General features: G+C 72.6%; 9 protein-coding genes. 2 read left to right on the top strand and 7 right to left on the bottom strand.

Annotated elements, in window-relative coordinates; all coding sequences use genetic code 11:
- Positions 1 to 7 precede the first annotated feature (7 nt).
- Positions 8 to 979 carry a LysR family transcriptional regulator gene (locus ACZ51S_RS05730; RefSeq protein ID WP_468474721.1) on the bottom strand — a complete coding sequence of 324 codons (972 nt, stop codon included), beginning with the start codon at positions 977 to 979 and terminating at the stop codon, positions 8 to 10.
- A gap of 212 nt (positions 980 to 1191) precedes the next feature.
- A complete protein-coding gene (locus tag ACZ51S_RS05725; protein ID WP_468959848.1) occupies positions 1192 to 2946 on the bottom strand; it encodes an ABC transporter substrate-binding protein in 1755 nt (584 codons plus the stop codon).
- 212 nt (positions 2947 to 3158) lie between these two features.
- Between ACZ51S_RS05725 and ACZ51S_RS05720 the strand changes: the two genes are divergently transcribed.
- Both ACZ51S_RS05720 and ACZ51S_RS05715 read left to right on the top strand, forming a co-directional pair.
- A complete protein-coding gene (locus tag ACZ51S_RS05720) occupies positions 3159 to 4430 on the top strand; it encodes an alpha/beta fold hydrolase (protein WP_468474723.1) in 1272 nt (423 codons plus the stop codon).
- 69 nt (positions 4431 to 4499) lie between these two features.
- Positions 4500 to 5678, top strand: coding sequence for a M6 family metalloprotease domain-containing protein (locus ACZ51S_RS05715; protein ID WP_468959846.1), 1179 nt, complete (start codon positions 4500 to 4502; stop codon positions 5676 to 5678).
- Positions 5679 to 5720: 42 nt separating this feature from the next.
- Here the strand turns inward: ACZ51S_RS05715 and ACZ51S_RS05710 are convergent, their stop codons facing one another.
- The 5 genes from ACZ51S_RS05710 to ACZ51S_RS05690 all read right to left on the bottom strand — a co-directional run bounded on the left by ACZ51S_RS05710 (position 5721) and on the right by ACZ51S_RS05690 (position 13354).
- Positions 5721 to 6281, bottom strand: a complete 561-nt coding sequence (locus tag ACZ51S_RS05710; RefSeq protein ID WP_468474725.1) for a hypothetical protein — start codon at positions 6279 to 6281, stop codon at positions 5721 to 5723.
- Between the two features lie 60 nt (positions 6282 to 6341).
- Positions 6342 to 7730: a MinD/ParA family ATP-binding protein gene (locus ACZ51S_RS05705; protein ID WP_468959843.1), complete on the bottom strand. Its 1389-nt coding sequence runs from the start codon at positions 7728 to 7730 to the stop codon at positions 6342 to 6344.
- Positions 7731 to 7836: 106 nt separating this feature from the next.
- Positions 7837 to 8445 carry a sigma-70 family RNA polymerase sigma factor gene (locus tag ACZ51S_RS05700; RefSeq protein WP_468474727.1) on the bottom strand — a complete coding sequence of 203 codons (609 nt, stop codon included), beginning with the start codon at positions 8443 to 8445 and terminating at the stop codon, positions 7837 to 7839.
- 128 nt (positions 8446 to 8573) lie between these two features.
- Positions 8574 to 9941 (bottom strand): S8 family serine peptidase, encoded by a 1368-nt coding sequence (locus ACZ51S_RS05695; RefSeq protein ID WP_468959841.1) that lies wholly within the window; start codon positions 9939 to 9941, stop codon positions 8574 to 8576.
- Entirely contained in the window at positions 9938 to 13354 is a 3417-nt protein-coding gene (locus ACZ51S_RS05690; RefSeq protein WP_468959840.1) for a right-handed parallel beta-helix repeat-containing protein, read from the bottom strand. The genes ACZ51S_RS05695 and ACZ51S_RS05690 overlap by 4 nt, the downstream gene beginning before the upstream one ends.
- Positions 13355 to 13404 lie beyond the last annotated feature (50 nt).

The raw sequence follows: 13404 nt of genomic DNA, 5'->3' as shown, positions 1-13404 counted from the left end.
GAACCGGTTACAAAGGGCCTCTGACCTGGGCCACATCCGCGTGCCGACGGCGCCAGTCCGCGTAGACCGGGCTGGCGGCACACGTGTCCAGGTATCCGGCCGCCACCGTGCGCAGGATGTCGTCGCCGTGGGAGGCCAGAGGGCCGTCACGGTGCCAGGCCAGGACGTGGCGGTACCAGAGCGGGTTGCCCGCGAGAGGGCGGACGGCGACGCCGTGGGTTTGCGAGAAGGTGGCTTGGCAGAGGCTGACGGCCAGGCCCGCGCGGACCAGTTCGATCAGCTGGCGCCCCTCGGCCTCGTGCGGAGCGGAGGGACGGCGGCCGGTCAGTGCGCATACTGAGGACCAGTACTCGCGGGTGCGGTCGCCGTCGGGCCGGGGCATCGCCCAGTCGTGATCGGCGAGTTCGGTCAGGGACACGGCCTCCTGGCCGGCCAGCGGGTGGGTCGCGGGCAGCAGGGCGAAGACGGGTTCGGTGACCAGGGGGGTGAGGACCACCCCGTCGCGCGGCGGCAGGACCTGCTCCGGGTGGTCGCCGAGGACCGCCGCCTCCAGGCGGCCGGCGGCGAGGTCGTCCAGGAGCGTGACGGGGGAGTAGTGGCACCGGGACGTCACCTCGGCCTCGGGCAACAACGTCCCTATGGCCAGGACGAGATGGCCGATGAGGGGGGCGCCGACCGATCCGACGCGGACCCGGTCCGGGGACGCCAGGTGGCGGGCCGCGCGGGCGGTGTCGGCGAGGAGCGCGTCGATGCCCGGCAGGACGGCGCGGGCCCGGGCCAGCACCAGCTCGCCGAAGGCCGTCGGCGTGGCTCCGACCCGCCGCCGGTCGAAGAGGACACCGCCGAGCATCGACTCGATGCGGCGCAACTGCGTGCTGAGGCCCGGCTGGGTCATCGACAGCGCGGCGGCGGCCCGGGTCAGGCTGCCGGCCTCGGCGATCGCGCACACCACCCGCAGGTGCCGTACCTCCAGTTCCATGCCGCGCATGTTATTGAGCGGCGACAGCTTTCGGACAGGAGCCGGACTCGGCAGTCTTATGTGAAATGTCACACGTGACTCACGGGAGGTTGCGGCTGCCGATCCGTACGTGGCCAAGCCGGCCGCCGCCCCCGCCGCCGGCTGCCGCGGCGTGGAGGCGGCAGCGCCCCCGGCTCCACACCAAGGAGCCGGGGGGCACCGCGCGGGTTGGGTCAGTCGCTGCTCTTCGCCGGGTCCTTGAGCCCGATCTCGGCGTAGTCGAGCTGGCCGCCGAAGGACGTGTGGCCGAAGGCGCCGGCGATGTTGGTGCCGAGCAGCAGCGGCATGCGCTCGATGACGGCGGGCGCCGTCGGGGCCTTGGCGAGGATCTCCCCGTCCAACTGCCGCCACGCCGTGTTGGCCTGCGCGGCGTCGGTCATGTCGGCGATCTCGTCCATCCGCTTCATCGTCGCCTCGTCGCGGAAGAGCGAGTGATTGCCGGAGTTCCCCTTCTCCTTGATGTAGCGCCCGTCGAAGAGGAAGGGCAGGAAGGTGGAGCCGGAGGGGTAGTCGGGGCACCAGCCGGTGTAGACGAGGTCGGTGCGGTTCTTGGTGTCACCGATGGTGTCGTAGAAGGCCGACGGGTCGACGGCGTCGATCGTGACCTTGATCCCCGCCCGGCCCAGGGACTGCTGGATCGCCTCGCCAACCCCCTTGTCCCCGTTGGAGACGGTGATGACGGTCGTGAACCCGTCCGGCTTGCCCGCCTCCTTCAGGAGCTGTTTCGCCTTCTCCACGTCACCCGAGGCCGGGATCCCCATCGTGTCGGGCTGTGTGCCGCCGAAGAGCGAGCCGGGCATGAGCGCGGTGGCGGGGTCGTTGAGGGCCGGGCCGCCCGAGGCGGTCAGCACCGCTTCGCGGTCCAGGGCGTACAGCACGGCCTGCCGGACCTTGACGTTGTCGAAGGGGGCGCGGCCCGTGTGCATCTGCACCATCTCGGTGCAGTTGGTGGACTCGGCCAGCAGCCGCGCCTTGACGTCGGCCTTGGTGAGCACCTTGGGGGTGCTCTCGGGGCGCAGCTTGCCCCAGGAGACCGCAGAGGCGTCCAAGCCCTCCGAGGCGATGAGCCGGTCGTCGATCTGGTTGGCCCTCAGCCCCATCACCACGACCAGCTTGTCCGGGTACGCCTTGCGCACGGTGTCCGTCGCGGGGTTCCAGTGGGGGTTGCGGACCAGCACCAGCCGCTTGTCCCGGTCGTAAGTCTCGATCTTGTAGGGGCCCGAGGAGAACGGGCGGTTGTCGTATTGGGGGCCCTTGTCCTGGGCCCTGGGCACCGGGGCGAAGGTGGGCAGGACGGTGGCGTTGGGGAATTCCGCGAAGGGCTTGCGGAGTTCGAAGATGATCGTGTGATCGTCGGGGGTCTTGACGGAGTCGAGGTGCTGTCCCTGGGCGGGGCCCCGATAGCCCTCGGCGCCGGCCAGGTAGCGGGCGGCGTAGTCCGGGCCGCCGGGCAGATCGGGGGAGAAGGACCGCTCGACGTTGTACTTGACGTCCTGGGCGGTGATCGGGGTGCCGTCCTCGTACGTGAGGCCCCTCTTGAGCTTGAAGGTCCAGGTCTTGGCGCCGTTGGAGGAGACACCGAGGTCCTCGGCGAGGTCGGGGACCAGCTCTCCGCCCTTCGCACCCGGTTCCGCCTTGTATGTCACCAGCGTGCGGTAGAGCAGCCGGGTGCCGAAGTCCATGTCGCCGATCACCCAGTTGCGGGCCGGGTCGAGGTGGGTGAAGTCCTGGTTGGACAGGACGGTCAGCGTGCCGCCCTTCTGCGGAGTGCCGCCGACCGTGGCCCCAGCGTTGGCGAGTGCGGGGTTCCTCGAGTCCTTGTTCTGCTGACTGCCGCCGGAGTGGCTGCCGCTGGTGCAGCCGGCCATGCCGAGTGTGACGGTCGCCGCCAGGGCGGTGGCGACGGCGTGGAGAGTGCGCTTGTTCATCAGTGGTCACTCCGTGAACAGTCGGGCAGCCTGAGGAGGCTGGAATGTGACCGATAACATAGTTATGTGAAATGGCACCCACAATTGTCGCGCCTCCATAGCGCGGAGTTATGGGTAAGTGGGGGCTCCGCAGCCACCGTTGGCCGCGGCATGCTGACGTGCAATGTCACGTCACAATGCGGCCCGACGCCATGCGGCCGCGAAAGGGACCCATGAACCCTGCGTACGCGACCGTCGACCACGTCTTCACCGTTCCCCTGGACCATGCGGCCCCGCACGGTCCGACCATCCAGATCTTCGCCCGGGAGGTCACCGACGCGCACCAAGCAGGTCGGCGACAGCAACTGCCCTGGCTGCTGTATTTGCAGGGCGGACCCGGCGGCAAGTCGCCCAGGCCGTCCTTCGGTTCACCCGGCTGGCTGCCCCAGGCCCTCAAGACCCACCGGGTCCTCCTCCTCGATCAGCGCGGCACGGGCCGCTCCACCCCCGTTACCGCCCGGGCGGCCTCCCGCTTCGACTCGCCGGCCCGGCTGGCCGACCACCTCGGCCACTTCCGCGCCGACTCGATCGTCGCGGACGCCGAACTGATCCGCCGGCAGCTGTGCGGCGACGAGCCCTGGGAGACCCTCGGCCAGAGTTACGGCGGCTTCATCACCCTCACCTATCTCTCCCAGGCCCCCGAAGGTCTGCGGGCGTGCTACGTGACCGGTGGCCTGCCCGGCCTCTCGGCCACCGCCGACGACGTCTACGCCCGCACCTACCCCCGGGTGCGGGACCGCGTCCTCGACTTCTACGCACGCTACCCCGACGACGCCGCCCGGCTGCGGGACATCGCCGGCCTCCTGGCCGTCACCGATGTGCGCCTGCCCGACGGAGACCGGCTCACCCCCCACCGCCTGCGCACGCTCGGCCTCGCCCTCGGCATGGGTGACGGCTTCGAGCGGATCCACTGGCTTCTCGACGAATCCCTCGATGAGGAAGCGAAGCTGACCGACACCTTCCTGCACCAGGTGATGACACTGACCGGCTTCACCGACAACCCGCTCTTCGCCGTCATGCAGGAGACCCTGTACGGCCAGGGCGCGGCGCCGACGGGCTGGGCGGCGTCCAGGGCCTTGGCGGCCTTCCCCGAGTTCGCCGAGGACGCCGACCCCCTCCTGCTCACCGGAGAGATGATCTACCCCTGGATGTTCCGAGAGATCAAGGGCCTGCGCCCCTTCGCCGACGCCGCCGATGTGCTCGCCGGACGCCCCGACTGGCCACCGCTGTACGACCCTCGCCGCCTCGCCGCCAACCGGGTCCCGCTCGCCGCACTCGTCTACCACGACGACATGTACGTGGACGCCGGGCTCTCCCTGCGCACCGCGCGCGAGGTCGGCACCACCCGGGTATGGGTCACCAACGAATGGGAGCACGACGGCGTCACCGCCTCCGGCGGCCGCGTGCTGTCCCGCCTGATCGACCTGGCCGCGGATCGCGCGTAGGACCCGCGCAGCTCCCTCCCTCCCTCGTCCCTCCCTCGTACCCCCGCAACCTGCCTCCGACGGGAAGACATGACCAACGCGCTCCACCGCCTGCGGCCGCTCGCCGCGGCCATCGCCCTCATCTCCTGCCTGTCCGTCCCCACCGCGGCCGCTGCCCCCGGCTCGCCCGCCCCCGCCGCCGGCTGCGCCCTCTCAGGCCGGACCGGCTGGACGGACGAGGGCCACGACACCGACCGGACCCAGTTCCAGCCCGCCACCGGAACCCGCCGCGTCCTGACCCTGTACGTGGACTTCCCCGACGCCCCGGCCACCGACTCCACCGAGCCGTACGCCGCCCACCTCGCCCCGGCCGCCGGCTGGCTGGGCCGCGCGAGCTACGGCCGTCTGCGACTGGACAACACCCCACTGCACCGGTGGATCCGGATGCCCGCCGAGTCCACCTCCTACGGTTTCGCGCGCGGCCTCACCTTCGAGGCCCACGAGAAGTACCTCCGCGACGCGATCACGGCCGCCGACCCCTACGCGGACTTCTCCCGCTACGACACGGTCTACGTCGTCCCCGCCAGGACCGCGACCGCCATCCCCTTCTCCCCGACCTACCTCTACGACCCGGCGACGCCCGGAATCACCGCCGACGGCACCCGCCTCAAATGGGCCGTCACCTTCGGACAGGACATGTGGCGCTGGGGCCACAAGGTCGCCGCCCACGAGACCGGCCATACCTTCGGGCTGCCCGACCTGTATGCGTTCACCGGCGCCACCCACCAGTACGTCGGCGGCTGGGATGTCATGGGCGACATCGCCGGCCACGCCCCGCAATACCTCGGCTGGCATTCCTGGAAGCTCGGCTGGACCCGCGACGACCAGGTCGCCTGCCTGCCCGTGTCCGGTCGCCGGACCGTGCGGCTGACCCCGGTGGAACGGCCCGGCGGAACCAAGATCGCCGTGCTGCGGACCGGTGAGACGACGGCATACGTGGCGGAATCCCGCCGCGCCCAGGGCAACGACGCGGCCGCCTGTTCCACCGGCGTCCTCGTCTACAAGGTCGACTCCGCCGCCCGGACCGGCGAGGGCCCGGTGCGGATCATGAACGCGAACCCGACCACGACCCCGCCCACCGGCTGCACCCCGCTGGACCTGGCCGCGTACGCACCCGGACAGAGCTTCACCGACCCCGTGACCGGCGTGCGCATCGACGTCCTCGCGGGCGGACCGACGGGAGACACGGTGCGGCTGAGCCAGGAGTGACTCCGGTCGGGGCCGGTCGGCGTCCAGCCTCCGCCCCCTGACTCACCAGGGGCTGCTGCTGCTCGTCGAAGTCGGGCCGTCGGAGGCCGTGCGGGCCGGAGAGGCGGCGGGCGGGCTGCTGAAGACGGAGCCGCCCGACGAGCACTGGGTGGGGGAGTGGGCGGGGCCGCCCGTCGCGAAGCGGGCGAGAGCCGGCGTGGCCGACGTCGACCGCATCGCTGTCCATGACGGAACACCCTCGACCAGTTCGTGCGTGCGCTCGGCCCCCTCGCCGATCCGTTCCAGGCGCAGCACCAGATTGCGTTCGTGCTGGTTGCCCTGTGGCCAGTCCACGTCCTTGCTGGTGACCGTCTGCGTGGGGACTCCGTCCACCGTCTCCCAACGGCTCCTGACGGCCCGGACGTTGGGACGCCACCTGCCCTCGTACCGGTGCTCCACCTCCAGGTGCCAGCTCGGCGCGTCCACGTGCCGGACCGCCCCGACCTCGCCCGGGATCTCGATCCGCACTCCCCGTGAGCCGGACACCGCGACCACCGCGCGCTGCGGCCAGTCGGCGTCGACGCCTATGACGGTGATCCGGCAGGGGCCCTCGTACCAGGCCATGGGTGTCCTCCAGTGTTCTCGGGTCGGGGGAAGTCGCTTGCGGTCGGGGGCGGGAAGGCGTCAGACGCGGCCGAACTCCTGCGCCACCAGCGACGCGAGTTCGTAGTACGCGGCCCGGGTCCGGCCGCGCATCCACTCGGGGTCGACCTCGCAGCCACGGGCCAGGTGGGGGTCGTACGGAACGGTCACCACGGCCCGGCAGCGCTGCCGGAAGTGGGCGACGATCTCGTCGACCCGGAGCAGCCGTTCCGCTGACGACCGCACGCCGGAGACGACGGTCACCGCGTCCCGCGCCTTCTCCTCGTAGCCGTGGGCGGCCAACCAGTCGAAGGTGATGCTCGCACTGCTCGCGCCGTCCACGCTCGGCGTGGCCGTGACGACCAGCTGGTCCGACAGGTCCAGGATCCCGCGCATGGTGTCGTGCAGCATGCCGGTACCGGAGTCGGTGAGCACGATCGGGTACTGGCCGCTGAGCAGTTCGACGACCTGCCGGTAGTCCTGGTCGTCGAACGTCTGCGAGACCGCCGGGTCCGAGTCGTTCGCGATGACCTCCAGGCCGCTGGGCGCCTGGGAGGTGAACGCCCGGATGTCCATGTAGGTGCGCAGGTGGGGGATCGCGGTCACCAGGTCGCGCACGGTGGCGCCGGACTGCCGCGCGACGCGACGGCCCAGGGTGCCCGAGTCCGGGTTCGCGTCCACGGCGACGACCCGGTCGGCCCGCTCGCGCGCCAGCACCGCGCCCAGGGCCAGGGTGGTGGTGGTCTTGCCGACCCCGCCCTTCAGGCTGATCACCGCGATCCGGTGGCTGCGCCGCAGCGGGGTGTAGAGGGCTTCGGAGACGTTGCCCGGTGCCCGGCGCGGGCCGATCCGGAACCGCTCGCGGGAGGTGCGGCGCACCAGACGCTCACCGGACAGCTCCCGGTCCGCGGCCCGGCCGAGACGCCGTGACGGCGTCTCGGCGGCCACCGGGGTCTGTGCCGGGCGCACGGCTGGTGTCGGTTCCGTGGAGAGCGCCGCCGGCGCGGCCGGGGACAGGGGGGAGACCGTCTGCGGGGGCGCTTCGGCCGGGACCGGGGCGGTGGGTTCCGCTCGCGGCGCCGAGGCTTCGGCCGGCTCCGCGAGGCCGGCCGGATCCGGCGGGCCCGGGTCCGTGATCTCCGCCGGCTGCTCGCGCCCCGGCTCCGGCCGCCGCACCGGGTGGTCGGCGTCCGGCTCCCAGGCCGCCACCGCCGGGGCGGCGGCCGCGTTCGCGGCTTCGCCCGGGCCCGTCGGTACGGGTCGCGCGGGTACGGCTCCGTCACCCCGCGCGCCCTCTCCACGCGCCGCACCGGCGCATGGAGCGCCGTCGTCGTCCGCGTGCGGCACGGTCGGCGGCCCCCCGCCCCGCCCCGCGCGCCACTGCTCCGGGCTGTAGTCGGGGGCGTCCGTCCAGTGCCCGGGTTCGTCCATGTCGTTTCTGGCTACGACGGTGCCCACCTGGCGGTCCCCTCTCGTCGGTCGTCCGGAGGAACGGCCTGACAGGCGCATCCGGTTCAGGCGGGCGCGGGCCGCGCGGTCACACCGGGGCGAGGCCGCGCTGTTCCAGTACGGGGCGCAGTGCCCGTACGGCATAGAAGTTGCGGGACTTGACGGTGCCCGGCGGGATCCCGAGCACCGCGGCCGCGTCGGCGGTCGAGCGGTCGTTGAGGTGCAGCTCCACCAGCACCTCCCGGTGGTGCGGAGCCAGTTCGGCGAGCGCGTCGCCGATGGCGTGCGCCGCCAGGACCTCCTCGTACGGGTCGTCCGAGGTCGCGCGCTCCTCCGGCGTCTCGTCACCCAGCTCCTTCGCCCGGGCGGACTGCGCCCGGAAGTGGTCGATGGCGATCCGGCGGGCGACGGTGAAGAGCCAGGGGCGGCCGTGCTCCGGGCCGCGGGTCAGCGCCTGCGGGTTCTGCCAGGCGCGCAGGAAGGTCTCCTGGAGCATGTCCTCGGCCTTGCCCCGGTCCCCGCTGGTCAGGCGGAGCAACGCGCGGAACAGGGCGGAGGCGTGGAGCCGGTGGAACTCCGCCAGGGTGTCGCGGTCCATGACGGGTCTGGGCCGCGCTTCCGCGCGGGTGTCCGGCTCCACCCCGTCACGGACCGTGTCGTCCGTCGCGCTGTCGGCGCTGTGCCTTTGCGTTCCCACCCCGGCTGTTCCTCCCGCGCTGCGCCGTCGACGGCTCTGCGGCGGTCGACGGCGGTACCAACCGACCGCCGGCTCCATGCTCGCCGGGGTCGTATGGGGAGACACTCGCAACCTTGACTAACGCGTCGCTAATGATCCGCCCCTGGGAGCGCCCTGCGCGCTAACGCGTCGCTCGCCTGTCTCTGAAACGGTTCTGATCTGCGGTTCTCCTCCGGCGCCGGTGCCCGGTAGCCGCACGGTCGCCAACCCCGTCGCCGCCCTCGCGGCACCACGGCGGAGGCACCCGCCACCCCCGCCAGCACCGCCAGGGAAACGGCCGACACCCACCAGGCGGGACCCGCGGCGGACGAGCCGGGACCGGGCGGCATCACCACGCCGGGCGCCGGCGCCCGGGAACTCCGGGACGCGGCACCGCGCAGCTCCTCGGAGAGCACGGCGGTGACGGCGGCCACCGGGTCGACGGGCCCGTAGCCCCGCGCCGGGTCCGGCACACGTCCGCCCGGCCCCGACGTGGTGGCGCGCAGCCGGTGTACGAGCGCCTCGGCGCTCAGGTCCGGGTGGTAGCCGAGGATCAGAGCCGCGGTCCCGGCCACCAAAGCGGCCGCGTAACTCGGCCCGGACGCCGTGAACTTCCCCTTGCCCCCCGGCCCGGGGCCCATCACCGCCTCGCCCGGCGCCGTCAGGTCCACCCGGCCGCCCTGGCCGCCCTGGGGGCCCTGTCGGGGAGCCTCCCCGCTGGGGCCGGTCCCCGCCACCGACAGCACCCGCGGGTGGGCCGCCGGGTAGGACGCGCCGCTGTTCCCCCCGTCCGGGGCGGCCGGGGCGATCACGACCGCGCCCTCGGAGAGCGCGTACTGTACGGCGCTCGACAGAGCCGGGCTGTCCGCGCCGGCCACCGCCACCGCGGCGATGACCCGGGCGCCGCCCTCGACCGCCACCCGGATGCCCTTGGCGAGGAGGTCGGGCGTGGTGTTCCCGCGCCGGTCGGTGACCGGGACGTCGAGGATCCGCGCGCGGGGCGCGAGCCCCGCGAACCCCACCCCCGGGGTACGGGCCGCCGCGATCAGACCGGCCGTGAAGGTGCCGTGCCCGGCGCAGTCCGTGGCCGGGCCGCCGTCGAACTGGCGCGGTGCCCGCTTCAGCCGGTCGCCCAGCAGCCCGGCGGCGTCGTCCACACCCGAGCCCACCACGGCCACCGTCACCCCGGCCCCTTCGGACAGCGGCCAGACCAGGTCCGGACGCAGTCGGGCCTGGGGCCACGGCAAACCGGTGACCACGCGGTCCGATGCCTTGCGGCACGTGTCGTCGGAGAGCTGCTGCGTGATGGCGGGCAGCGAGGCGGGATCCGTACCCGGAGCTGCCCTGACCGCCGCCCGGGCCCCAGGCCCGCCGTCCGGACCGGGCGCGGCCGTCGCGCTCCCCGGATGCAGGACCAGGGCCCCGCACAGCAGGGCCGTCGCGAGGACCGCCGCACCTCTTCGTGCGCCCCGGCTCACGCGTCACCGCCCGGCACCCGGTCCCAGGGCACGTCCTGCGGCAGCAGCAGGCTCAGCTCGGCCACGTCGTCGACGTCGAGTGTGCTGAGCCGCCCGGCCTGCCGGGTGATCAACGACTCCAGGGTCTGGCGGGCGAAGCGGCCGTTGCCGAAGCTGCGGTCGCGGGGCACCGCCGAGAACAGCTCCGTGAGCGCGGACAGGGTCTCGGGCGGGCACACGTATCCGGCCTTGTCGGACAGCACCTCGACGATCCGTACCAGTTCCTCGTCCGTGTAGTGCCCGAAGGCGACGGACCGCGAGAACCGGGACGCCAGGCCCGGGTTGGAATCCAGGAAGCCTTGCATCTCGTCGGCGTAGCCGGCGACGATGACCACGACCTCGTCGCGGTGGTCCTCCATCAGCTTCATCAGGGTGTCGACGGCTTCCTGACCGAAGTCGTTGCCCGTGCCGCCGCGCGGCGTCAGCGTGTATGCCTCGTCGATGAACAGGACACCGCCCCGCGCCCGGTCGAAGGCCTCCTTCGTCAGCTGCGCGGTGTGCCCCACGAACCGGCCCACCAGGTCCGCCCGTGCCGTCTCGATCAGCTGGCCGCCCGGCAGCACGCCGAGCTCGGCGAGCAACTGGCCGTACAGACGGGCCACCGTCGTCTTGCCGGTGCCGGGCGGGCCCGAGAACACCAGGTGGTGGCTGATACTGGCCGTCGGGAGTCCGGCCTCCTTGCGCCGGTTGACCTGTTTGATCAGGTTGACCAGGTCCTCGACCTGCTCCTTGGCGGCGGGCAGGCCGATCATCGCGCGCAACTCGTCGAGCAGTTCCGTCTTGCGCTCCGCGGGCTCACTGCCCGTGGCCGCGGCGGCCGTCAGCCCCACGTCCTCGGGTGTGAGCAGCGCCAGGTCGGTGTTGCGGATTTCGGACAGCGCGGCCAGCCGTGAGGCCTGCCGGTCCACCATCTCCTCGAAGACCTTGCGCGCGGCCCGGCCGTTGCCGAAGTCGGCGCCCTTGGCCACGCCCTGGAAGCGCAGCGACAGCGCCTCGCGGGTGCCTGCGGCGAGCTCGTATCCGTGGGACGCCGCGGACATCGCCACGATCGTGGTCAGCTCGTCGTCCGAGTAGTTCTCGAACTCCACCGTGCGGCTGAACCGGGACGCGAGCCCGGGGTTGGAGTCGAGGAAGCCCCGCATCTCCTCCGAGTACCCGGCGACGATCACCACGACCTCGTCGCGGTGGTCCTCCATCAACTTGACCAGCGTGTCGATGGCCTCCTGGCCGAAGTCCGGCCCGCTGCCACCGGTGCCCTGCGACAGCGTGTACGCCTCGTCGACGAACAGCACGCCGCCGAGCGCCTTCTGGAACACCTCCGTCGTCTTGATCGCCGTACCACCGATGATCGACGCCACCAGGTCCGCGCGGGCCACCTCGACGAGATGCCCCGACGGGAGTACGTCCAGCTCGGCGAGGATCGAGCCGTAGAGCCGGGCCACGGTCGTCTTGCCGGTTCCCGGCGGACCCGCGAAGACCAGGTGGCGGCTCATCGGGAGCGCGGGCATGCCCGCCAACTCCCGGCGCCTGGCCAGCTTGTTGAGGTTGACCAGGGTGGCGACCTGCTCCTTCACCCCGTCCAGGCCGACCAGCGTGTGCAGCGCCTCCAGCGGCCCGTCCTGCCGGCGCGGCGCGGCGGGCGCCGGCAGGTCCATGACCTCACCGGAGGGGCCGCCCTTCGTGCCTTCACCGCTCTCGTCCCGGCGCCTCCCGCCCACTTCGCCCCCCGTCCCGAGGGCCGAGGCGGCGATCTCGCCGTAGGAGTCCGGCAGTTCGTTCTCCACGCTCGTCAGGTTCTCCACCGCCAGCCGGACCGACGGCTTGAGCTGGCGCAGCCCCGAACCCCGGTTGCCGGAGACCGTGCAGTCGTGCACCCGTACCGCCTCCGTGGAGTCGACGCGGATGCCGTCGGCCGTGTTGTCCACCGCCTCGCACTGGCTGAGCGTGGCCCGGCCGCCCGCCGCGACCCGGAAGCCGTAGCGGCGGCAGGACCGCGCGCGGGTGCGGGTCGCGGTCAGCTCCCCGCCGTCCTCGACCAGCACGCCCTCCTGCGGCGAGCCGGTGACGTCACAGTCCCGCAGCGTGGCCACCCCGCCCCCGCCGATCGACACCGCGACGCCACCGGTCTCCCGGACCACGGTGTTGCCGACGTACGCGTTGCCTCCGTCGGCGATCCGCACCCCGGCCTGGCCGGTGGCGGAGATCTCCGAGCCCTCCAGGCGGCCACGGCCGTTGCGGGTCACCTCCACGCCGGGTCCGGCGACGTCCGACACGGTCACCCGCCGCAGCATCGGGTTCGCACCCTCCAGCACGCGCACCCCCGCCCCCGCGCCGTCGCGCACCTCCAGCCGGTCGAAGTCCGGCGTGCTGTCCCCGGTCAGCTGGACCCCGGCCCCCTTCGCGTTCCGCACCGAGCAGCGCTTGAACGACGGCCCCGATGTCTCCTCCACCCAGATGCCGCTGCCCTCGGCCGCGGTGACCTCGCAATCCTCGAAGGAGCCGCGCGAACGGCCCGTGACGTGGATGCCATTGCCCTTCGTGCGCGAGGTGCGGCAGCGGCGCAGCGCCGGGTCGGTGCCCTCGGCGAGCGCGATGCCGTGCACCTTCGTACCGGACACCGAGCACTCCTCCAGGACCACCCGTTCCTTGGAACTGATGAACACGCCCAGCAGACAGTCCCGCACCGAGGTCCGCAGCACCCGGGTGGCGCTGTTCTGCTCCAGGGCGATGGCGGGCTTGTCGGTGGCCGAGATCTCGCAGTCCTCGATCAGCCCCCGGCCCTCGCCGTTGGCGCACACCCCGTTGCCCCGGGCGTCGCGCAGCACGCAGTTGCGGAACGTCGGATTGGCCCGCTCGCCGATGACCACCGCCGAGGTGCCCAAGTGCTCCACGACACAGCCGTCGATCACACTGGTGCCGGTGGACGTTTCCACGATCCCCGCGCCACCGGGGTTGGTCACCCGGCAGCCGCGCATCGCCAGCGAACCCTGCTGGCGGGTGAGTACGGCCGCCCAGGCATTGCCCACCACCTCGCAGTCCTGGAGCGCCGCCTGACCGCGCGGCACGTCGACGACCGGCAGTTCGTCGTCCTGCCCCTGCAGCACCAGCCCCGTCAGCTGCACTGCCTCGGCCACCACCTGCACTACCGTCCCCCGGGGCGGCACGATCCGCACGCTTCCGCGCGGCTCCTCGGCGGTGATCGTCACCATCTTCGTGACGACCAGGTTCTCCTCGTACCGGCCCGGACGCACCGAGATCACCGAGCCGCTGCGCGCCACCTCCAGGGCTGCCCCGATCGTGCGGTAGTGGCCGCCGGAACCGGACGGGCGGTCGCTCTGCGCCTCGGCGCTCACGGTCAGCACATGGCGCGACATGCGTGGATGTTCCCTTCGTCGTGGGCCGGTGGCCGCGGATGGACGGACCG

The organism is Streptomyces sp. NPDC034043 (genome assembly GCF_055575675.1).
Note: the sequence above shows the minus strand (reverse complement) of the source record. Positions and strands in the feature narration are given on the sequence as shown.